The organism is Acinetobacter soli, from assembly GCF_018139125.1.
Classification (GTDB): domain Bacteria; phylum Pseudomonadota; class Gammaproteobacteria; order Pseudomonadales; family Moraxellaceae; genus Acinetobacter; species Acinetobacter soli.
On sequence record NZ_CP073241.1, the window covers coordinates 2,887,200 to 2,909,308 of the forward strand.

General features: G+C 47.1%; 15 protein-coding genes. 14 read left to right on the top strand and 1 reads right to left on the bottom strand.

Going from position 1 to position 22,109, the window contains the following annotated elements; all coding sequences use genetic code 11:
- Positions 1-10: 10 nt before the first annotated feature.
- The 5 genes from ftsI to KCV09_RS13280 are packed head-to-tail and all read left to right on the top strand — an operon-like array spanning position 11 to position 6,770.
- A complete protein-coding gene (gene ftsI / locus KCV09_RS13260) occupies positions 11-1,849 on the top strand; it encodes a penicillin-binding protein PBP3 (protein WP_004934206.1) in 1,839 nt (612 codons plus the stop codon).
- A gap of 10 nt (positions 1,850-1,859) precedes the next feature.
- On the top strand, positions 1,860-3,356 hold the full coding sequence (locus tag KCV09_RS13265) for a UDP-N-acetylmuramoyl-L-alanyl-D-glutamate--2,6-diaminopimelate ligase (RefSeq protein WP_212515261.1): 1,497 nt from the start codon (positions 1,860-1,862) through the stop codon (positions 3,354-3,356).
- 8 nt (positions 3,357-3,364) lie between these two features.
- On the top strand, positions 3,365-4,771 hold the full coding sequence (locus KCV09_RS13270; RefSeq protein WP_212515262.1) for a UDP-N-acetylmuramoyl-tripeptide--D-alanyl-D-alanine ligase: 1,407 nt from the start codon (positions 3,365-3,367) through the stop codon (positions 4,769-4,771).
- Positions 4,772-5,890, top strand: a complete 1,119-nt coding sequence (gene mraY, locus KCV09_RS13275) for a phospho-N-acetylmuramoyl-pentapeptide-transferase (protein WP_004934213.1) — start codon at positions 4,772-4,774, stop codon at positions 5,888-5,890. It begins immediately after the preceding gene.
- A gap of 58 nt (positions 5,891-5,948) precedes the next feature.
- Positions 5,949-6,770, top strand: coding sequence for a putative RNA methyltransferase (locus KCV09_RS13280; RefSeq protein WP_212515263.1), 822 nt, complete (start codon positions 5,949-5,951; stop codon positions 6,768-6,770).
- Positions 6,771-6,786: 16 nt separating this feature from the next.
- Here KCV09_RS13280 and ponA read toward each other — a convergent pair whose 3' ends face one another.
- Complete coding sequence (ponA, locus tag KCV09_RS13285; RefSeq protein WP_212515264.1) at positions 6,787-9,318, bottom strand: penicillin-binding protein PBP1a; 2,532 nt, start codon at positions 9,316-9,318, stop codon at positions 6,787-6,789.
- A gap of 166 nt (positions 9,319-9,484) precedes the next feature.
- Here ponA and KCV09_RS13290 point away from each other — a divergent pair, with 166 nt between their 5' ends.
- From KCV09_RS13290 to gltB, 9 genes are all read left to right on the top strand, one after another.
- On the top strand, positions 9,485-10,555 hold the full coding sequence (locus KCV09_RS13290; RefSeq protein ID WP_004934220.1) for a pilus assembly protein PilM: 1,071 nt from the start codon (positions 9,485-9,487) through the stop codon (positions 10,553-10,555).
- Positions 10,542-11,180: a PilN domain-containing protein gene (locus tag KCV09_RS13295; protein ID WP_212515777.1), complete on the top strand. Its 639-nt coding sequence runs from the start codon at positions 10,542-10,544 to the stop codon at positions 11,178-11,180. Before KCV09_RS13290 ends, KCV09_RS13295 begins: the two co-directional genes overlap by 14 nt.
- The gene (locus KCV09_RS13300) at positions 11,177-11,911 is read left to right on the top strand and encodes a type IV pilus inner membrane component PilO (RefSeq protein ID WP_004944972.1); all 735 of its coding nucleotides are present in this window, start codon (positions 11,177-11,179) and stop codon (positions 11,909-11,911) included. The genes KCV09_RS13295 and KCV09_RS13300 overlap by 4 nt, the downstream gene beginning before the upstream one ends.
- Complete coding sequence (locus KCV09_RS13305) at positions 11,911-12,435, top strand: pilus assembly protein PilP (protein ID WP_004934225.1); 525 nt, start codon at positions 11,911-11,913, stop codon at positions 12,433-12,435. The genes KCV09_RS13300 and KCV09_RS13305 overlap by 1 nt, the downstream gene beginning before the upstream one ends.
- 59 nt (positions 12,436-12,494) lie before the next feature.
- Positions 12,495-14,591, top strand: a complete 2,097-nt coding sequence (gene pilQ / locus KCV09_RS13310) for a type IV pilus secretin PilQ family protein (protein WP_208476756.1) — start codon at positions 12,495-12,497, stop codon at positions 14,589-14,591.
- A 36-nt stretch (positions 14,592-14,627) separates the two neighbouring features.
- Positions 14,628-15,170 (top strand): shikimate kinase AroK, encoded by a 543-nt coding sequence (gene aroK, locus KCV09_RS13315; protein ID WP_004944978.1) that lies wholly within the window; start codon positions 14,628-14,630, stop codon positions 15,168-15,170.
- Between the two features lie 23 nt (positions 15,171-15,193).
- Positions 15,194-16,282, top strand: coding sequence for a 3-dehydroquinate synthase (gene aroB / locus KCV09_RS13320; protein ID WP_212515265.1), 1,089 nt, complete (start codon positions 15,194-15,196; stop codon positions 16,280-16,282).
- A gap of 9 nt (positions 16,283-16,291) precedes the next feature.
- Positions 16,292-17,140, top strand: coding sequence for a hypothetical protein (locus KCV09_RS13325; protein WP_004944984.1), 849 nt, complete (start codon positions 16,292-16,294; stop codon positions 17,138-17,140).
- A 455-nt stretch (positions 17,141-17,595) separates the two neighbouring features.
- On the top strand, positions 17,596-22,077 hold the full coding sequence (gene gltB / locus KCV09_RS13330; RefSeq protein ID WP_004944986.1) for a glutamate synthase large subunit: 4,482 nt from the start codon (positions 17,596-17,598) through the stop codon (positions 22,075-22,077).
- Positions 22,078-22,109 lie beyond the last annotated feature (32 nt).

Below are 22,109 nucleotides of genomic sequence, written 5' to 3' on the forward strand. Positions count from 1 at the left end.
GGCCTGCTGTATGATCGACAAGCGAACCAAGCAAACAAGAAAAAAACAGCAATCTATTACAGAGAAACCCACGCTGGCGTTTGATCTGTGGCGGTTCTACTTACTGTGGGCGGTGGTATTGCTCTGCTTTGCCATTTTGATTGCACGTGCCTTTTATGTACAGGTGATCAATAAGGATTTTCTGCAAAATAAGGCCAATGCCAATATTTTAAGAACAGAAAAACTCAAAGCGATGCGCGGCGTGATTAGTGATCGTCATGGCGTGCCACTGGCGATCAGTACGCCAATTATGCGGGTCGTGGTTGATCCACGTGACTATTTCGATACCAAAAAAGAATACGATGAAATTTCTGCCGAGCTGAAAAAAGATCCGAACAATCGCAAGCTCAAGCGACAGTTACCAGACAAAAACCTTAATCTGGATGAACTGGCCGATGCAGTCGGGATGGATCGTGCTGAACTCAAAAAGCAGATGTATGCCCGACCGCGTTCGCGCTATCTGGTTTTGCAAAAAGAGATTCCGCCGCAGCAAGCAGATCTGATCATGAAGCGTAATTTTCAAGGTGTTTATACCGAGAAAAACTATAAGCGTTTCTATCCACAGCCGCAGGCCAATGCTCAGATCATTGGTTTAACCAATAGCGAAGGCATTGGGGTTGAAGGCTTGGAAATGCAGCTGAACAAGCAACTGGCCGGAATTGATGGTGAGCAAAAAGTCATTCGTGATAAGCGCGGTAATCGTTTAAAAATCTCCGAAGTTATTCGAGAGGGTGAGCCGGGCGAAAATATTACCTTGAGTATCGATTCACGTCTGCAATACATCATGTATCGTGAGTTAACTGCTGCGGGTGTGGCCAACAATGCGCGTTCGGCCTCTGCCATTGCAGTAGATGTAAAAACCGGTGAAATTCTGGCGATGGCGAGTTGGCCATCGTATAACCCGAATGACAAAAATGGTCTGTCAAATAAGGATGCCATGCGTAACCGCGGCGCGATTGATATGTTCGAGCCAGGCTCGACCATGAAGCCCTTTACGGTGGCAGCAGCGCTCGAAAGTGGTCAATATACGCCAAATACCATTGTCAATACCTCACCGGGCTCGATGCGTTTAGGCTGGCATACCATTCGTGATACGCATAACTATGGCGCGCTTACCCTAACAGGGGTAATTGTAAAGTCGTCCAACGTCGGTTCTGCCAAAATTGCCCTTTCGCTACCGAAAGATTCGATTCCGACCTTTTTCCGCCGTGTCGGTTTTGGTCAGCGCTCAGCCGTACATTTTCCCGGCGAGAGTGGTGGTCTGATTTTACCTGCAAGCAAGCTAACCCCGTCGCAAATTGGAACCATGGCTTATGGTTATGGCCTCAATGCCACCATTTTACAGTTGGCGCAAGGCTATGCCATGCTGGCCAATCATGGGGTAAAAATGCCATTGAGCCTGCGTAAACTGGATGAGAAGCCTAAAGGTGAGCAGGTCCTCAACCCAAAAATTGCCGATCAGGTGCTGATGATGCTTGAGCAGGTGACGATGCCTGGGGGAACTGCAACACAGGCCAATATTCCGGGATATCGTGTTGGGGGTAAAACAGGAACCGCGCATAAATTACGTGCCGATGGTAAAGGCTATGCACAAAATGAATACCGCGCCCTGTTTGCGGGCGTAGCGCCAGTGAGCGATCCGCGCTTGGCCATGATTGTGGTGGTGGAAAACCCGCAAGGACGTTACTACGGCGGTTTGGTGGCAGCGCCTGTATTTACCAGAATGATGCAAGAATCACTTCGCTTAATGAATGTTCCACTCGATAAACCATTGGATACGCCAAGTAATCCAATTTTAAAACGCCAATAAGAGGTGGAGAATGCGCGTTTCATTTCAAATGATCGCTGCAGTAGATGCGGCAGTTTGCTGGCGAGATCAACCGTTTCAGGGATTTTGTCTCGACAGCCGTTTTATTAAAAAAGATCAGCTTTTTATTGCACTGACCAGTTACTCACAGCCAGAAAAAACCCGTGCTTTTGCCGAAGCGGCACTGGCACATGGTGCTCTAGGTGTGATTTGCGAACAGCCTTTGGGGCTGGAAAAAGAATGGGTGTGTCCAGATGTGCGCCACCGCATGGGTATCTGGCAACGTGCTTATTTGCAGCATACTGCACCTGTTGAGCCTGCACGGATTGTCGCCGTCACGGGGACCAATGGTAAAACCACCATTTCACGCCTGATTGCAGAGCTATTGACCCTACAACATCAGACCTGTGCCGTGATGGGCACCACTGGTAACGGAATATTACCGCATTTAAATCCATCGACGCACACCACACTCGACGCACTACAGCTTCAGTCTGCCTTACATGACTATGCACAGCAAGGCGCCAAATTTGCTGCGCTAGAAGCCAGCTCGCATGGACTAGAGCAAGGCCGACTGCAAGGCTGTGCCATTGAAATCGCGGTATTTAGTAATTTAAGTCGTGATCATCTGGATTATCACGGCACGCTGGAAGCGTATGCAGAAGCCAAGTCGCGTTTGTTTGCCTTTGAATCATTAAAAGTTGCAATTATTCATCTAGACGATGCCTTTGCACCGCTCATGCTGCAAGTGGCTCGCGCGAATCCCGCTCAGCCTAAAGTGCTTACCTATTCGCTTCAACAGGCCGCAGACTATAGCGTTAAAGATTTAAGCTTTAGCTTGGAAGGTGCGCGCTTTACTTTGGTTACGCCGCAGGGCGAGTATCCGGTACACAGCCCATTGCTTGGGCATTTTAATGTCGAAAACTTGGTTGCTAGCTTAATTGCAGCAGAGCAAGCCGGTTTTGATCTGGCAGTGCTTTGTGCAAGCACCCTACAGCTCAAAGGCGCGCCAGGGCGTATGCAAGTGATCCGCGATCAAGAGCGCGTTTTTGTAGTGGATTATGCCCATACACCAGATGCGCTTGAACAAGTGCTGAAAACTTTGCAGCGTCATGTCGGACAGCGTTTATGGGCGGTGTTTGGTTGTGGTGGCGATCGAGATCGGGGTAAGCGCCCGCTGATGACCCAAGCAGCCTTAAATGGCGCAAATCCAGTCATTTTGACATCGGATAATCCACGGACAGAAAATTCAGAGCAGATTTTTACAGATATGAAAGCCGGCATCGATTTTTCTGGTCATGAGGTGTATGAACTACATGATCGACGCGATGCAATCCGTTATGTGGTCGATCATGCACAAGCGGGCGATATTGTGGTGATCGCTGGAAAAGGCCACGAAAATTATCAGGATATTCAGGGTGTACGCCATTGGTTTGATGATGTCGTCGAGGTACAAAATGCCCTAGACGCTCAGCATCAATCGATTTCTTCGGCCTCTTCTGCGCAGTAGGTTTTTTTATGCATACGTCGACAACCAGTACGGTGCCACTTGAGCCGTGGACCGCAGCACAATTACAGCACGCGACCCAAGGCCATTGGCACAACGGGCGTGCGCCAAGTACGCAAATTAAAAGAATTTTAACAGATTCACGCCACGCCGAAGCCGGCGATGTGTTTCTTGCCCTCAAAGGTGAGCGCTTTGATGCCCATGACTTTGTAGCACAGGTGGCTGCCAACGGCTGTCAGATCGCGATTGTAGAGCATCCACTAGATTTAGACATTTGCCAATTGGTGGTTTTGGACACCCGCTTGGCGCTTGGACACTTAGGTGCTTATCGTCGTCAGCAATATCCAGACTTACAGGTCATGGCGCTAACTGGAAGTAGTGGTAAAACCACCACGAAAGAAATGTTGGGTAGCATCTTGTCGCGACTGGCGCCGACGCTGGTCACGCGCGGTAACTTAAATAACGATTTGGGTGTACCGATGATGCTGCTTGAGCTAAAACCCGAGCACCGTTATGCGGTCATGGAGCTGGGTGCCAATCATCAGGGCGAAATTGACTATACATCGCAACTGGTTCAACCTCATGTGGCGGGTATTTTAAATATCGGTACGGCACATTTGGGTGAGTTTGGTGGGCGCGATGGTATCTGCCGTGCAAAATCCGAGATCTATCATCATATCGACGCTGCAGGCACTTCAATTGTGCCGGCCAATGACGACTTTACCCAGCAGATTCGCCAAGCCGTCCGTACCCAAAAACATTTAAGTTTTGGTGACGGGGGCGAGATATATGCCAAGGATGTGGTGCTGCATGCACAATCGAGTGAATTTCATCTGCATACCCCACGCGGTCAGGCACATGTGATTTTGCCCTTTGCCGGTGAACATAATGTCGATAATGCATTGGCCGCAACTGCCTTTGCGTTGGCAATGGGTATTGAGCTGAATGATATCGTGACAGGGCTTGAGCATGCGCAAGGCGCTAAAGGACGACTCAACTTTATTCGTCACCAGCAGCATCTGTTTATCGATGATACCTACAATGCTAATCCGGGATCCATGCGGGCTGCCGCAGGCGTACTGGCGCAGCAGACCGGTGTAAAAGTGATGGTGACGGGTGATATTGGTGAGCTCGGTGACGCCAGCACGCAGGAACATTTCGATTTAGGGCATGATCTTGTGCTCGAAGCGATTGATTATGTCGTGGCGGTAGGCGAGTATGCAGCCGCCATGCAACAGGGTGCCCAGCGTAGTAAGCATCCAGAAAAATTAACTGCGTTTGCAACACAGGCAGACGCGCTGCCATTTTTAATTGAATTAACACACCAACATCAACCCCAGTCCATGAGTTTCTTGTTTAAAGGTTCTCGTTATACCCATATGGAAACGTTGATGGCTGATTTGATGGAGAAACTTTAAATGCTGTTATGGTTGTTTGAACATCTATCGGGCTATAACAGCTCGTTCCAAGTGATTCGTTATTTAACATTACGTTCGTTGCTCAGTGTCCTTACGGCACTGGCAATTGGCTTGATGCTTGGTCCGATGATGATTCGTAAACTACAAGCATTGAAATACGGTCAGGCCGTTAGTTCTTTTGCACCTGAAAATCATGCCAAAAAAATGGGAACACCCACGATGGGCGGTGTCCTCATTTTGCTCTCGATTGGAATCAGCACCTTACTCTGGGCAGATTTATCCAATCCATACGTTTGGATTGTGCTGGGCGTGATGGTGGTTTTTGGCGCTGTGGGCTGGGCCGATGACTGGATCAAAATTCGTTATAAAGACAATGCCGGACTGCCTGCACGTAAAAAGTTTTTCTGGACGTCGCTGGCCTCTATTGGTGCGGGAATCAGTTTGTATGTAATTGCACAACATCAAGACAATCCGATTCACACTGCCAACATGCTGGATTTATTGATTCCATTCTTTAAAAATCTCACCATTCCGTTGTCGGCCATTCCTTTGGGTCTGGCGTTTATTGTATTTACTTATCTGGTGATCAATGGCGCTTCCAATGCGGTCAATCTGACCGACGGTTTGGATGGTTTGGCCATTATGCCGATTGTAATGGTGGCAGCAGGTTTAGGGGTATTTGCGTATTTGGCTGGTGACATCCGTTTTGCCAATTACCTGCACATTCCATATGTGAAATATACCTCTGAGCTGGTGGTGATTTGCTCGGCGATGGTGGGTGCAGGCCTTGCATTTTTATGGTACAACGCACACCCTGCGCAAATCTTTATGGGTGATGTCGGTGCACTCGCACTGGGTGCAATGCTGGGCACGATTGCAGTTATGGTGCGTCAGGAAATCGTATTTGCCATTATGGGCGGTGTCTTTGTGATGGAAGCCGTTTCGGTATTTTTACAGATCGGATCGCTGCGAATGCGCAATAAGCGGGTGTTCTTGATGGCGCCGCTGCATCACCATTATGAAAAACAAGGTTGGAAAGAGACGCAGGTCGTGACGCGTTTCTGGATTATTACAATTATGCTGGTGGTTTTGGGGCTAATGACTTTAAAATTGCGTTAAGCTACCCATCAGACAAAAAGAGCCGGCACCGCCGGCTTTTTTTATGAGGAAACCGAATATGAATGTGTTGATGTGCCCGGTGTGCGGCGACAAACTCGCGCTTAATCAGATGACTTGGCGCTGTACGCAAGGACATAGCTACGATGTGGCCAAACAAGGCTATGTAAATTTGCATGTGGTGCAGCACAAGCACAGTAAAAGTCCGGGCGATACCCCTGAGTCGGTTCAGGCTCGACGTGCTTTTTTAAGCGAGGGATTTTATCAGCCTTTACGCGATGCGTTAGAAGTTGAACTCGCCAGCTTAAATCCAAAGTACTTGCTCGATATTGGCTGCGGCGAAGGATATTACACCGATGCCATGCAACAGCATGTAAAGCACTGTATTGGGCTGGATATCGCCAAGACGGCGGTTCAACGTGCAGCAAAACTGAATCGACAGGTGACGTGGGTGGTTGGAACTGGCGCAGTGCTACCGGTACTGGATCAGTCCATAGATGTCTGCACCAGTCTATTTAGTCCGATTCCCCAAAAGGAAATTTTACGTGTCCTTCAACCGGAAGGTTACTTGATAGTGGCCACGCCAGCACCCCAGCATTTACTTGGTATGCGCGCGGCCTTGTTTGATGAAGTGAATCCGCATACTCCTGAAAAGTTTGTCGAGCAGCTTCAGCACGATTTCGAACTGGTTAAATCTGTGAGTGTGGAAAGTACGTTTGATTTAAATCAAATCCAACTCAAGCATTTAATCGCCATGACGCCATATGCGTATAAAGCCAAAGCTGAAAAACGAGAAGCACTTGAAGCGCAAGAGGGCATGCACCTCACCGCAAGTTTCCAGCTTTATCTATTTAAAGTCCTAAAAAAACAGCCATCAATTTGATGGCTGTTTTTTTCGATTAAGTGACCTGATTAATCAGGCCTTCTAGCGCATCGCCGCGTTTGGGCGCATCGCTTTTCTTGGGTGTCGATGGCGCGGTATTCGATGGTGGAACCTGAATCTCTTCACCCGGTAAATCGGCAAAATCATTGTCAGGTGTTGCAACAGGTGCCACAGGCGCAGGCACATATAGCGGACGTGCCAGCGGTGGTGAGGCTTTATCGTCATTGCGATTATTAATTTCAATGGTTGGTTTTTCGCGTGAAATTGGCGCTTTGGCATTTTTGTCCAGACGTACCCACGCAGATGGTGTATTTTTTAGCGACTGATCCATGAAGTTGGTCCAGATCGGTAGTGCTGCAATACCGCCATATTCACGTCGGCCCAGCGTTGTAGGCTGGTCGAAACCGACCCATGCCACTGCAACGAGTTTGCCATTAAATCCTGCAAACCAAGCGTCTTTGGCATCGTTAGTGGTACCGGTTTTACCGCCTAAATCGTCACGACCAATTTTAAGCGCCGCGCGCCCTGTACCATGCAAAATAACATCCCGAAGAATATTGGCCATGTCATAAGCTGAACTGGATTTTAAAATCCGCTGTGCTTGACGATAGTTGGCAGTGTCTTCAGATGCTGTTACAGCAGGAGCGGGTGGTTGCTGCAAGGTCTGGTTGTTAACTTCAATGACTTCATCATCTGGGGTTTGAGGTGCTGTATCTGTAGCAGCAGGCTGTTCATTGATACAAGGAATACAGGCATACTCAGGTTTTGCTTCAAAAATAACTTTGCCGTAAGCATCTTCAATACGACGGATAAAGTGCGGTTGAATACGATAACCGCCGTTGGCAAAAGTGGCATAGCCAGTTGCCATCTGGATCGGTAAGACTTGCGGGGTACCCAAGGCAATGGTGAAGTTGCGTGGAATCTGATTGTCTTGCAAACCAAAATCCATCAGCAACTGTCGGGCCCGTTCAACGCCCACAGTTTGTAATAAGCGCACCGAAACGGTGTTACGTGATAAATACAGCGCTCGACGTAGTGGAATCATGCCTAGATAGCGGCCATCGGAGTTTTTCGGCGACCAGCGTCCGATGGTAATCGGGCTATCGTTGACCATGGAGTACGGTGTCATACCACGCTCAATGGCCAAGGCATAAATAAAAGGCTTGATGGTTGAACCCGGTTGACGCCAGCCTTGTAATGCGCGGTTAAATTTTGATTGGTAAAAGTTATATCCACCCACCACGGCTTCAATCGAACCGTCATTTGGATTCAATGCAATTAATTGACCTTGAACCCGTGGAATTTGCACCAATGACCAAGCAGATTTATCGTCATTCGGACGTAAGCGCACAATATCTTTGACTTTCACAATCTGTGACGCGCGTGACGGCAATTCGCCTACGCTATTGGCATTGCGATAGCGGCGTGCCCACGACATTCCCGACCAAGGCACCGTGACGGTCTGTCCATCCTGCATGCGTGCTTCAAATGTATTGCTTCCGACTTTAATGACTTCTGCAGGAAAGGTATTGGCATAAGGAATAAATTGATTCAGCGGTTTGTCATGTGCCTCTGCACCCCGCCAGCCGTGTCTGCGATCATAGGCTTCAAGTCCATCTTGTACCGATTGCTCGGCATAGGCTTGACGCTGGCTATTGATGGTGGTGTAAACCTTATAACCAGAATCGACTGCCTGTTCACCAAACTTTTCGACCAGCTCTGCACGTACCATTTCACCAATATACGGGAAGCGGTTACTTACACCACGGTCTGGCATATCGAGATTGATAGGTTCGGCCACTGCTTGTTGATACTCGGTCTGATTGATATAGCCAAGTTGCAACATGCGTCCTAAAATCCAGTTTCGGCGCTCAAGTGCGCGCTCTGGATTAACCACTGGATTGTACTTAGAGGGTGCTTTAGGCAAGCCCGAAATCATGGCCATCTCAGCAATACTGAGCTGATCAAGGGTTTTGTTATAATAGATCTTGGCGGCAGCCGCGATACCATAAGCATTTTTTCCCAAGAAAATTTTATTGACATATAGCGTCAAGATTTCTTGTTTACTCAGGTTTTGCTCAATTTTTCGCGCCAAGAAAATTTCAGTCAGTTTACGTTTTAAAGTACGCTCTGGCGATAAATAATAGTTTTTCGCCACCTGCATGGTAATGGTCGAGCCACCCGTTTGTACATTTGAACCGGTTACGGTTTCACTTAATGCACGCCCCAAACCCTTAAAACTAATCCCGCTGTGCTCAAAAAAAGATGAGTCTTCAGCTGCCAAAAAAGCATGAATAAAATGTGGTGGAATTTGATTATATTCAACCGGAACTGAAAGTTTACCGCCATATTCTGCGATTAATTGATTGTCTGCGGTATAAACCTGTAATGGTTTAAGCAACGGCGCCTTTTTCAAGGAGCTCATTTCAGGCAAAGACGGGGCAATATAGAGATACATGCCATAAAAACCCATCGGAACTGAGACAAGTACCATGATAATGAACAAAAAAAATGGGTGAACGCGGCCTGAACTGGATAGCTTTTTCATAACAAGTGGGTTTTAATAAGAGCTTAACGCAAACTAATTGTGGGTCAGTATATCCTTTAGAATAGCGGATTGTTAGATGAGATATTGTATCCGCATAAAATTAATGACCTAGATATAATTAGCCCTTGCTTCTTTGGGGACAGAAAAATAATAGGACACCATTTACGTGCTCAGATTATACCGTAAAACCAATAAGGGGTTGGTTGGGGTTGATATCAGTTCGACTTCGGTCAAAGTACTCGAGCTCTCTGCCAAAAATGATCGTTACTGTGTAGAAAGTTATGGCTTGATTCCGCTGCAAGAAAGCAGTGTGGTTGAGAAAAATATTCTTAATCCTGAAGCGGTGGCCGACGCATTGACGCGCGCCATCAATCTGGCCAATCCACAAGCGACCCAAGCGGCCATTGCAGTGCCCACCTCAATGGTCGTACACAAACTGATCGAAATGGATGCCGACATGACCGATGATGAGCGAGAAGTTCAGATTCGAATGGATGCCGAGCGTTTTATTCCATTTCCTTTAGATGAAGTCAGTCTTGATTTTGAAGTCACGCCAGAACGCCCAGCCAATCCTAATCGGGTCAATGTCCTGATTGCAGCGACACGTACCGAAAATGTCGATACGCGTGTTGAAGTGCTGGAGCTGGCAGGTTTAACGCCTAAGGTGGCAGATGTTGAAAGCTATGCCATGGAGCGTGCATTTCAGGTTTTTGCCGATACCTTGCCGATGGGCGTAAGTACGGTGGGAATTTTAGATATTGGCCATACCATGACCACGCTGTCGGTGATGCAAAAGGGCAAGATTATCTATACCCGCGAGCAGGTTTTTGGCGGTAAACAACTCACTCAAGACGTTCAAAAACGCTATGGAATGTCTTATGAAGAAGCAGGACGTGCCAAAAAAGACGGCTCGTTGCCCGAGGATTTTACCGCAGAAGTGTTTGAGCCCTATCTAGAAGCGCTGGTTCAGCAGGCGGCGCGTTCATTACAGTTTTTCTTTTCATCTTCGCAGTACAACGAAATTGACCATATTTTGCTCGCAGGCGGAAATGCCAATATTCCGGGGCTAGCCCGATTGTTACAGCAAAAACTGGGCTATCGGGTGACGGTGGCCAATCCGTTTTTACAAATGGATTTTTCACCACAGGTGGATGTTCGCAAGATCGAAAATGATGCTGCATCGCTCATGGTGGCATGTGGGCTGGCCTTGAGGAGTTTCGATGATGACACGCATTAACCTCCTTCCATGGCGCGATAAACTGCGAGAAAAGCGTAAAAAAGAATTTATTTTACTCAGTGGTTTGGTGGCAATACTCGGATGCGCTGCCGTTGCATTGGGCTGGACGTATTTTAATTTCAAGCTTAATGATCAAGAGCAGGCCAATCAGTTACTTATTACTACCAATCAAGGCTTGGACCATCAACTCAAAGCACTCGATGGTTTACAGCAGCAGCGAGATGCGATTGTAGAACGAATGAAACTGATTCAGGGCTTGCAATCGCAGCGTCCTGTGGCAGTTCGCCTCATTGATGAAATTGTTCGGGTTACACCAAACAATATGTATCTGACCAAATTTACCCGGACTGGCGATAAATTCACGCTAGAAGGCCGAGCCGAAAGCCCGAATACCGTAGCCGAATTATTACGCAACCTTGAGGCATCGCCTTGGTATCGTAATGCCTTTATGAATTCGTTTCTGGCGGTCGACGATACCAAAGAGAAGGCGCCAACGTCTGTTGTGCCAAGACCTGAAGAAGCATACGGCAGTTTTGTGGTCAGTGTCGATTTGGGTGAAATTGGTGTGGCCTATGCGCCACCAACCACCACTGCAACAGCAACCAATGCGGGGGCCAAGCCATGAAACGAGATCCAGTCGATCACACGGCACCTGAGCAGGCACCTGTGCAGAAAAAACGCATGACGGTGGATAAGTTTTTTCAGCAGTTTAATACGCTCGACATGAGCAATTACGGGAGTTGGCCCAAATCGGTCAAAATCACCTGCTGGATATTTATTTTTTTCTTAGTGGTGGCGCTTGGTTATTTTGTCATGATTCGTCCGCAGTTAGACACCATACAGACCGCGCGTGCGCAAGAACAAAACCTTCTGAATGAGTTTAAAGAAAAAGAATCCAAACTACGCAATCTACAGCAGTATCAGCGTCAATTGGTCGAAATGCAGGCCAGCTTTAATCAGCAGCTGACGCAACTTCCAAAGGAAAGTGAGATTCCGGGCTTGGTAGAAGACATCAACATGACGGGTGTAAACTCGGGTTTGAAATTTAAAAATATTCGGCTTGAAAATGAGGTCAAACAAGAAATTTTTGTAGAGCAGCCAATTTCGATTGAAGCCACGGGTGACTATCATGCTTTTGGTGCCTTCGTCAGTGGTATTTCGGCCTTGCCGCGTATCGTGACCATGCATGATTTTGTCATTGAAGCAAAACCTGCCAAAGAAACCTCGGATATTCCGCAGGTCGATTACAGCGTCAAGGCGAAAACATATCGTTATATCGGTGTAGACGAGCAAAACGCTGCCTCGTCGGTTCAGCCATCTGCCGCACCCGCAGCAGCACAAGGGGGGACACCTTAATGATACGTCAACTTCTGTGCTTGAGTGTGGTGGTGCTGGGGCTTGCGGGTTGTGATTCACGCATTGACAGTGTGCAGCAGCAAATGGCCGCTATTCGAAGTCAGCCACCGTTACCGATTGAGCCTGCGCCTGTATTTATGCCTGTTCCGCCCTACCTTTATTCTGCCAATCAGTTACGCAATCCATTCTTGCCGAACTCGATTGCCGCAGAACTCAAGGTGATGTCTGGAAAACGCGTTTACCCAAATCTATCCAGACCCAAACAGCCACTTGAAAGTTATGCGCTTGAATCATTAAACATGAAAGGCAGTATGCGCCGCATCAATGGCCAAATTCTGGCATTAATTCAAACGCCTGATGGTGAAATTGAGCGTGTACAAATTGGCAATTATATGGGGCTGAATGAAGGGCGGATTGTAGCCATCTCACCCACACAAATTGATTTAATGGAAATTGTGCCAGATGGACGTGATGGATTTATTGAACGGCCACGATCTTTGGTTTTAATTGGACCGAAGCCCTAGTGCACAGGGGAATAATAATGAGAAAAAGCTTGAACGTTTTTATGCTTGGGGGAGTCTCGATGAAACAGGTAATTCGTCAATTTACGATGGCAAGTGTGACCTATGCCGTGATGCAAGTTGCAAGTGCGCAGGTCGCCATTACCAATGTCGTCCCGATGACGATTCCGGGACAAGGGACCGAAGTGCGGATTATGTTTAATGGACTGCCGCCACAACCTCAGTCGTATCAACTTGAGCAGCCATCTCGTCTGATTCTGGATTTCGATCAAGCCACGCAAAAACTGGCCAAACGCAATATTGCGCTCACCAGCAATGAAGCCTCGGGAATTGAAGTCAGTGCAGATGAAAAACGCGCCCGTGTCACGGTGAATCTTAAAAATTCAGGTGCGTTTACCACACGTGTAGAAGGCAATGTCTTCATTCTTAAAATTAATAATCTGGCCTCTGCCGCGACTCCACTTGCCGCTCCAGCCCCAAAAAACCAGCTTTCTATTGGAAATATTGGATTTCAAAAGGGAGCACAAGGTGAAGGGCAGGTGGTGATTGATCTGCAAGGCAGTACCACGCCTGTCGATGTGCAGCAAGAAGGCAGCAAGGTGGTGGTGCGTTTTCCTGGCATCAAAATTCCGACGCATCTGGCGCGCCGCCTGAATACCACCGAGTTTGCAACGCCTGTGGCATCGATTGATGCATTCAATAATGGCAGCAACGGTGTGGTCTCGATTCAGTCGACGGGGAGTTATGAATACATGGCGTATCAGGCCGAAAATAAACTCACCATCAGTTTAAAGCGTCCACAAGATAATGTCAGACTAAACTCAAAAAACAACCAAAACTATACGGGTAAGAAGATCTCACTGGATTTTCAAGACATTGAAGTACGCCGCGTATTACAGTTACTGGCCGATTTTACCAATATCAATATGGTGACCGCAGATTCTGTACAAGGCAATATTACCTTGCGCCTTAAAGACGTGCCGTGGGATCAGGCGCTGGATATTATTTTAAAAACCAAAAATCTGGACAAGCGCCGTAATGGGAATGTGATCTGGATAGCGCCTGTCACCGAAATGATCAAGTCTGAAGAAGATGAAGCCAAAGCGATTGCACAAAGTACCAAGCTCTCGCCGTTACAAACCGAGTTTATTCAGCTTAAATATGCCAAAGCGGTAGATATTGAAAAATTGATTACTCAAGGTCGAAACAGCGGTACTACCAGTACTGCTACGACTGGTGGTGCGACGGTGGAGCCTTTGGGCGATAGCGTTGGCACTTTGTTAAGCCCGCGTGGCACGATTTCTTTTGATCCGCGTACCAACACTCTTATTTTAAATGACACTGCGCAAAAGATTGACCAGATCCGACGCATGATTGATTTGCTGGATATTCCGGTGAAACAAGTCATGATTGAAGCACGGATTGTGCGTGCATCGACCTCGTTTAGTAAAGAAATGGGAGTGAAATGGGGCGTCTTGTCGACAGGCAATGATTTACAGGTCACAGGTAAAAATTCAACCTTATGGAACTTGCGTAATGGCGACACCATTAACAATAACTTAAGTGTTGACTTAGGGGTATCGACAGCAGGCGCCAGCAGTATTTCATTTGGTTTAATCAGTTTGTCTGATTTTATGCTGGACTTGGAGCTGTCTGCCTTGCAGGCTGACGGATACGGCGAAGTGATTTCAACACCGAAAGTGATGTCCGCCGATAAGCAAAAAGCCAAAGTAGCAACCGGTGTGGAGGTGCCGTATCAGTCCACCACCAACTCGGCAGCAGGATCAACTGCCACAACCTCATTTAAAGAAGCATTGCTCAGTCTGGAAGTCACACCCAACATTACCCCAGACGGTAAAATTTTGATGGAACTGAATATTGCCAATGACTCGATCAATAGTTATGCCCAAAACGGTGAGGCCATTTTAAATAAAAATGCGATCAATACCAATGTCTTGGTGAATAACGGTGAAACAGTTGTCTTGGGTGGTGTATTCGAACAAACCACGTCTAATGCGGTGACTAAAGTGCCATTTTTAGGTGATTTGCCTTATGTGGGGCATTTATTTAAAAAGACCGCAAAAAGTGAAGCGAAAAATGAACTGCTAATTTTTGTGACACCTCGAATAGTTAATGACACTATTGTTGGAAATCATTAATATAGTTTTAATTCAAGTAATTCAATAGGTGACTCCTTGCCAAGCAAAGAGTTTGACAGCCTACCCAATATTTATTTGGTAGGTCCCATGGGAGCAGGAAAGACCACCGTTGGGCGGCATTTGGCAGAATTGTTGGGGCGTGAATTTCTCGACAGCGATCATGAAATTGAACGCAGAACAGGTGCTACAATTCCATGGATTTTTGAAAAAGAAGGTGAATTGGGCTTTCGTGGCCGAGAAACCAATGTGCTCGATGATCTTACCTCTCGTCACCATTTGGTATTGGCTACAGGTGGTGGCGCTGTCACCCAAGCAGCAAACCGAAACTATCTAAAAACACGCGGCGTCGTGATTTATCTGTTTACGCCTGTCGAGTTACAATTACAACGCACCTATCGTGATAAAAATCGTCCTTTATTGCAGGTCGAGAATCCGGAGCAACGCCTTCGAGATTTACTCAATACCCGAGATCCGTTGTACCGTGAAGTGGCCCATCATATTATTGAAACAAATCAAGGCGCAGCACGTGATCTTGCTCAGCAAATTTTACGCGTGATCTTAACGCCCCAATTGCACTAGTTTTCTCACCGGTTTAAATGTTTATGCAAACACTTCACGTAGAGTTAGGCGATCGCCGTTATCCAATCTTTATTGGTAGTCAATTACAGTCACATAACCTGCTTGCACCGTATATCAAAGGTCGTCAGGTGATGATCGTGACCAATACCACGCTGGAGCAGCTCTATCTGCAACACTATGTAGATGCGCTGAGTGCCCTAGACAAGCAAGTGGCTGTATGTGTGCTGCCAGATGGCGAAAAATACAAAAATATCGAACACTTGAATCTTATTTTTGATGCGCTGCTCCAAGCCGGGTTTAATCGGGATTGTACCGTGCTGGCACTTGGTGGTGGCGTGATTGGCGATATGGCTGGCTTTGCCGCAGCGAGTTTCCAGCGTGGCGTATACTTTATTCAGGTGCCAACCACATTGTTGTCTCAAGTCGATTCAAGTGTCGGTGGAAAAACAGGCATTAATCATCCATTAGGCAAAAATATGATCGGGGCCTTTAAGCAGCCTGAAGTGGTCATGGCCGATATGTCACAGTTAAAGTCTTTACCACCGCGTGAGCTGTCTGCAGGCCTAGCCGAAGTGATTAAATATGCCTTGCTCGGGGATCTTGAATTTTTGGCATGGCTCGAAACACACATGGACGAGTTGGTCGCTGGAAATGAAACTTTGCTTGCAGAAGCGGTGTATCGCTCATGCGCTCATAAGGCGCGAATTGTAGCAAACGACGAAAAAGAGCAAGGTGAACGCGCTTTACTTAATTTGGGTCACACCTTTGGTCATGCCATTGAATCATATTTGGGTTATGGTGAATGGCTGCATGGCGAGGCAGTGGCAACCGGTATGGTTATGGCGGCTGATTTGTCGCAACGCATGGGCTGGATTTCTGAAGCAGATCTGGCGCGTACAAAAAAGATTATTCAGCGTGCGTGTTTGCCGATATCATGTCCGCAAATTCCGTTGGACGCATTTTTGTCTTATATGTCGCATGACAAGAAAGTGCTCAATGGACAGCTAAGACTGGTATTATTGCAGCATCTAGGTCAGGCAGTCATTACCAAGACTTTTGATGTGGATCAAATGAAAGCCGCAATTCTTGCAAATCAAACTGTAAATCAATAAGGTGAATGCATGACAGCACATCGCACACTATGGCAAAAAATTCAGCATTACAGCTGGCTGGTGTGTGCGCTTGTCTGTCTGTTTTTTGCATTGGTGTTTTGGGCAATTAACGACACCGACAAGCTGGTCGAAATGGATCGTACTGATATTGCGCAAACTCAAGTGCAAATTCAACCCGAGAAAGTGGCGGCCACCAGTCATCTTGGGATGCTATCTCAAGAAGTGAAACCTCTGGATTTAACCACCCGCGTGGTCACGGCCAGTTTGCATGAGTCCGAGTTTCGGGGCACCAAGTTCGTCAGTGAAAACAAGAAAAGCTGGACGATAGAGCTTTTTCGTGCTTCAGATGAAGACATCATTAAGAACTATTTAAAAACTCGTGCTGACCGAAATCAGTTTTACTACTTCCGTCTAACTGGGCCCGATCAGCAAGAGCAATATATGCTGGTTTACGGCACCTTTGGAAGTGAGTCTGCTGCCAATTCGCAGTTAAAACAGCTTGAATTAAAACTACCGGCATCGGTTCGCCCGCATGCAGTATCTTTTGCCAGTCTGGCGCCTCTGGTGAATGATCTGGGGTCTGACGAGTTGGGGCTGGTGGCACAATTGCATGAAATCAATTTAAAACCAGCCGCATTGCCGCGCGTGGAACCTCAAACTTTTAATCCATTGGCAAACGCGCCGAGCTCATCTACGACTAGCACCACGGTTACGCGCCGTGATGCGCAAGGCAATGTGGTGGATGTTCGCCAGTCACGCTCCAATGCCGAATTACCAGCGTCTTCAACCAAAGCATCAGCCATCGATCAAAAGGCACCAAAACAGACCGAGCGCGAAATCAGCGACCCATTTAATTGACGATAAAAGAACCAAAATAGAGCATTATTTTTGATCAATATTAAAATTGTGCAATATTTTGGTGCATTTTAAAAGTGTGCTTTTAATTTTACAGAATAATAAAAAATATTATTGCTATACAAATAAATAAGTTAACCGTTTATAAATAAATGTGGCATCTTTTTTGCATGTTTGATGCGCTAATTGATCAATTTGTCCTATTTTGGCGCTAAGCCGTCATAAAATTCAATTAGCATGCGAAATCGTCGTTTCGCCTGCTTTAAAAAAGTGCGAAATAACTCAACACGTTTTTGTCATGAAGTTGCTGCCATATAGAGCTAAAAAAGCGTATATTCAGGAAGTAACGCAAAAATGGGTTGTGGAACATTTAGCTTTACGTGAGTAATGAGACAACGTCGCGAAGAAATAATTGATCGTTATACGCTCGAAAGAGCCATGTTGAAGAAGGGTACGCTATGCATTTGCCATCGCCTCACACTGTAGCTCCCGCTCAAGGTTTATACCAACCGGATGAGTTTAAAGATAACTGTGGTTTTGGTCTGATTGCCCATATGAAAGGGGATTCCAGCCACCATCTTGTACAAACCGCAATTCACAGTTTAAGTTGCATGACGCACCGTGGTGGTATTGCCGCAGATGGTAAAACCGGGGACGGATGCGGTCTACTATTGGCTATGCCAAAGCAATTTTTCCGTGAAGAAGCAAAAAAGCTCAGTGACATTACACTCAGCGAAATTTTTGCAGTCGGTACGGTGTTTTTAAATATTGATCCTGCCTTGGCGCAACATGCAAAAACGATTTTAACCAAAGAAATTGAAGCGGATGGCCTGCGTGTCATCGGATGGCGCGTTGTTCCAACCAATAACGACGCGTTAGGCGAAATTGCTTTGCAATCGTTACCGGGCTTCGAACAAGTATTTGTGAACTGTCCAATGGGCGTGACTGAGGTTGAATTCAACCGTAAGCTCTTTTTGGCGCGCCGTCGTGCAGAGCAGCAACTCAGTAACGATCCGCTGTTTTACGTGACCACGTTATGCTCGACCGTAATTAGCTATAAAGGCCTCATGATGCCAGCAGCGATTGCGGACTTTTATACCGATTTAGCAGATGAGCGTCTTGCATCGCATATTGTGGTGTTCCATCAGCGCTTCTCGACCAACACCTTACCGCGTTGGCCGTTGGCACAGCCGTTCCGTTATCTTGCCCACAATGGTGAAATCAACACGATTACTGCCAACCGTAACTGGGCGATGGCGCGTACACCAAAATTTGAAAATCCACTCCTTCCTGGTTTGACCAAGCTCACACCGATTGTAAACCGTACCGGATCAGACTCATCTAGTCTCGACAACATGCTTGAGATTCTGATTGGTGGGGGAATGGACCTATTCCGTGCCTTGCGCATGCTAGTACCGCCTGCATGGCAAAACGTTGAAACCCTAGATGCAGATTTACGTGCATTTTATGAGTTTAACTCAAAGCACATGGAAGCATGGGATGGCCCTGCGGGTCTTGTGATTCAAGATGGCCGTCATGCCATTTGTATGCTAGATCGTAATGGTTTGCGTCCAGCGCGTTGGGTGATTACCAAAAATGATTACATCACTTTGGCCTCTGAAATCGGGGTATGGGATTATCAACCAGAAGATGTGATTTCGAAAGGCCGTGTTGGTCCGGGTCAAATTCTGGTGGTCGATACCTTTACAGGTAAAGTGCTGGATACACAAGATGTCAGCAACCATCTCAAACGTATGCGCCCGTACCGTCAGTGGTTACGCGAAAACTCGCTGCGTCTACAAGGTAGCCCAGAGCTTGAAGAGCATTTAATTGATAAAGGCTTGGCAGGCGACAACCTGAAAGCTGCACAAAAAATGTTCTTGGTCACTTTTGAAGAACGTGACCAGCTGTTACGTCCTATTGCTGAAAGTGGTCAAGAAGCGGTTGGTTCAATGGGTGATGATACGCCAATGGCGGTATTGTCTCGTCAGGTGCGTCCTGTATCGGATTACTTCCGTCAGCAGTTTGCACAGGTCACCAACCCGCCAATCGATCCATTACGTGAATCGATTGTGATGTCGCTTGAAACCTGTATGGGGCGCGAGCAAAACGTATTTGAGCAAGGGCCAGAGCATGCCGATCGCTTGATTATTTCAAGTCCGGTATTGTCAAACTCCAAAATGCATCAGATTCGTACCCTCGGACGTAAAGGCTACGAAATTGCCGATATCGATCTGAACTATCCAGAAGAAGAAGGCTTACAGGCGGCGATTCAGCGTATTTGCGAGGCATCTGCACAGGCGATTCGCGATGGTAAAACCTTGCTGGTGATTTCGGATAAGAAAATCCGCGAAGGTTACCTGCCAGCCAATGCAGTATTGGCCACTGGTGCCATCCATCACTATTTGATCAATACCGGCTTACGTACCGATGCCAACATTATTGTTGAAACCGGTGTGGCGCGTGACCCGCATCAGTTTGCGGTGATCTTGGGCTTTGGTGCGACTGCGATTTATCCATACCTAGCTTATGACGTGATCAATGACTTGGTTGCCAAGGGTGAACTCCTCGGCGATCCGGTACACGCTCAGGCCAATTTCCGTAAAGGTATCGAAAAAGGCCTGTTGAAAGTCCTTTCAAAAATGGGGATTTCAACCGTTGCATCATATCGTGGCGGTCAGTTATTCGAAGCGGTGGGACTATCGAAGGAAGTCGTCAATACCTGCTTTATTGGTGTACCAAGCCGTATCGAAGGCGCAACTTTTGCCGATCTTGAAAATGACCAGAAAAAACTGGCCGCAACTGCATGGAAAAATCGTCAGCCGATTGACCAGGGCGGTATGCTCAAGTTTGTATTTGGCAAGGAATATCACGCCTTTAACCCGGACGTTATCAATGCATTACACAGAGCTGTGCGTTCTGGCAATTACCAAGACTTTAAAGAATACGCCGAACTGGTCAACAACCGTCCGGTAGCAACTATTCGTGACTTGTTCAAGCTTAAAATCAGCAATTCAATTGCGCTTGAACAGGTGGAGCCGGTTGAGCAAATCTTACCGCGCTTTGACTCAGCAGGGATGTCGATTGGTGCCTTGTCGCCAGAAGCGCATGAAGCCATTGCGATTGCCATGAACACCATGGGTGGACGCTCAAACTCGGGTGAGGGCGGTGAAGATCCAGCACGTTACGGTACCATTCGTAACTCGAAAATCAAGCAGATCGCATCGGGCCGTTTTGGTGTGACACCGGCTTACCTTACTTCTGCAGAAGTGTTGCAGATTAAAGTGGCACAAGGTGCAAAACCGGGTGAAGGCGGTCAGTTACCGGGCGGTAAAGTCAACAGCTTGATCGCGCGTTTGCGTTATGCGGTGCCGGGTGTGACCTTGATTTCACCTCCTCCACATCACGACATTTACTCGATTGAAGATTTGTCGCAGTTGATTTTTGACTTAAAACAAGTCAACCCGCAGGCAATGGTATCGGTCAAACTGGTGTCTGAGCCGGGTGTAGGAACAATTGCGGCGGGTGTAGCAAAAGCCTATGCCGACTTCATTACTATTTCAGGCTATGACGGCGGAACTGCGGCATCTCCATTGTCTTCGATCCACCATGCTGGTTCGCCTTGGGAATTGGGTTTGTCTGAAGCGCATCAGGCACTTCGTGTTAATGACCTGCGTGGCAAAGTACGCGTACAGACAGATGGTGGCCTCAAAACCGGTTTAGACGTAATTAAAGCCGCGATTTTGGGTGCGGAAAGTTTCGGTTTTGGCTCGACTCCAATGATTGCATTGGGTTGTAAATACCTACGTATTTGCCACCTTAACAACTGTGCAACCGGTGTAGCAACTCAGCAAGATCACTTGCGTAAAGAGCATTATATTGGTGAGCCAGAAATGCTGATCAATTTCTTCCACTTTATTGCGGAAGAAACACGTGAGTGGTTGGCAGCATTGGGTGTCGCATCGCTTAAAGATTTGATTGGCCGTGTCGACTTACTCGAAATCTTGCCGGGTGAAACCGACAAGCATGCCCATCTAGACTTAACGCCTTTAATCCAGTCGCATCCATCGGCTGAAGGCAAGGCACAATATTGTCAAGTTCAGGGCAACCAGCCGTTCGACAAAGGCATTCTTGCTGAAAAAATGGTGAGTGCAATGCTCCCTGCAATTGAAGCAGGTACTGGCGGCGAGTTCAATTTCGAGATTGGTAACTGTGACCGTTCAATTGGCGCACGTTTATCGGGCGAAATTGCACGCCGTTATGGCAACCTCGATATGGAGGCGCATCCTGTCGTACTTAACCTTAACGGTACAGCAGGTCAGTCTCTGGGAGTATGGAATGCCGGTGGTTTGCACATTAAGCTTGAAGGTGATGCCAACGATTACGTAGGGAAAGGAATGGCAGGTGGTCGTATTTCGATCTTCCCACCAAAAGGTTCGCCGTTCCAGACTCAAAATACTGCCATCATTGGAAACACCTGTTTGTACGGTGCGACTGGCGGTAAGTTATTTGCTGCCGGAACTGCGGGTGAGCGTTTTGCAGTACGTAACTCTGGTGCATTTGCTGTTATTGAAGGTGCGGGCGATCACTGCTGTGAATATATGACCGGCGGTATCGTGACTGTATTGGGTAAAGTGGGGCATAACTTTGGTGCCGGTATGACCGGTGGTTTTGCATACGTTCTGGATCTTGAAAATAACTTCGTCGATTACTACAACCATGAGTTGATTGATTTAACTCGTATTTCAACTGAATCGATGGAAGATCATCAAGAAAACTTACTGCGTATTCTGGATGAACACATCAAAGAAACAGGCAGTGCATGGGCGTATAAGATCCGCAACGAGTTTGATTTCTACAGTCGCAAGTTCTGGTTAGTCAAGCCAAAAGCTGCTAACTTACTGACGCTGTTGAAAGCAACCAAAGCCGATCCTCAATAATTCCACTACTCATATTTTGACAGGCAAGTGTG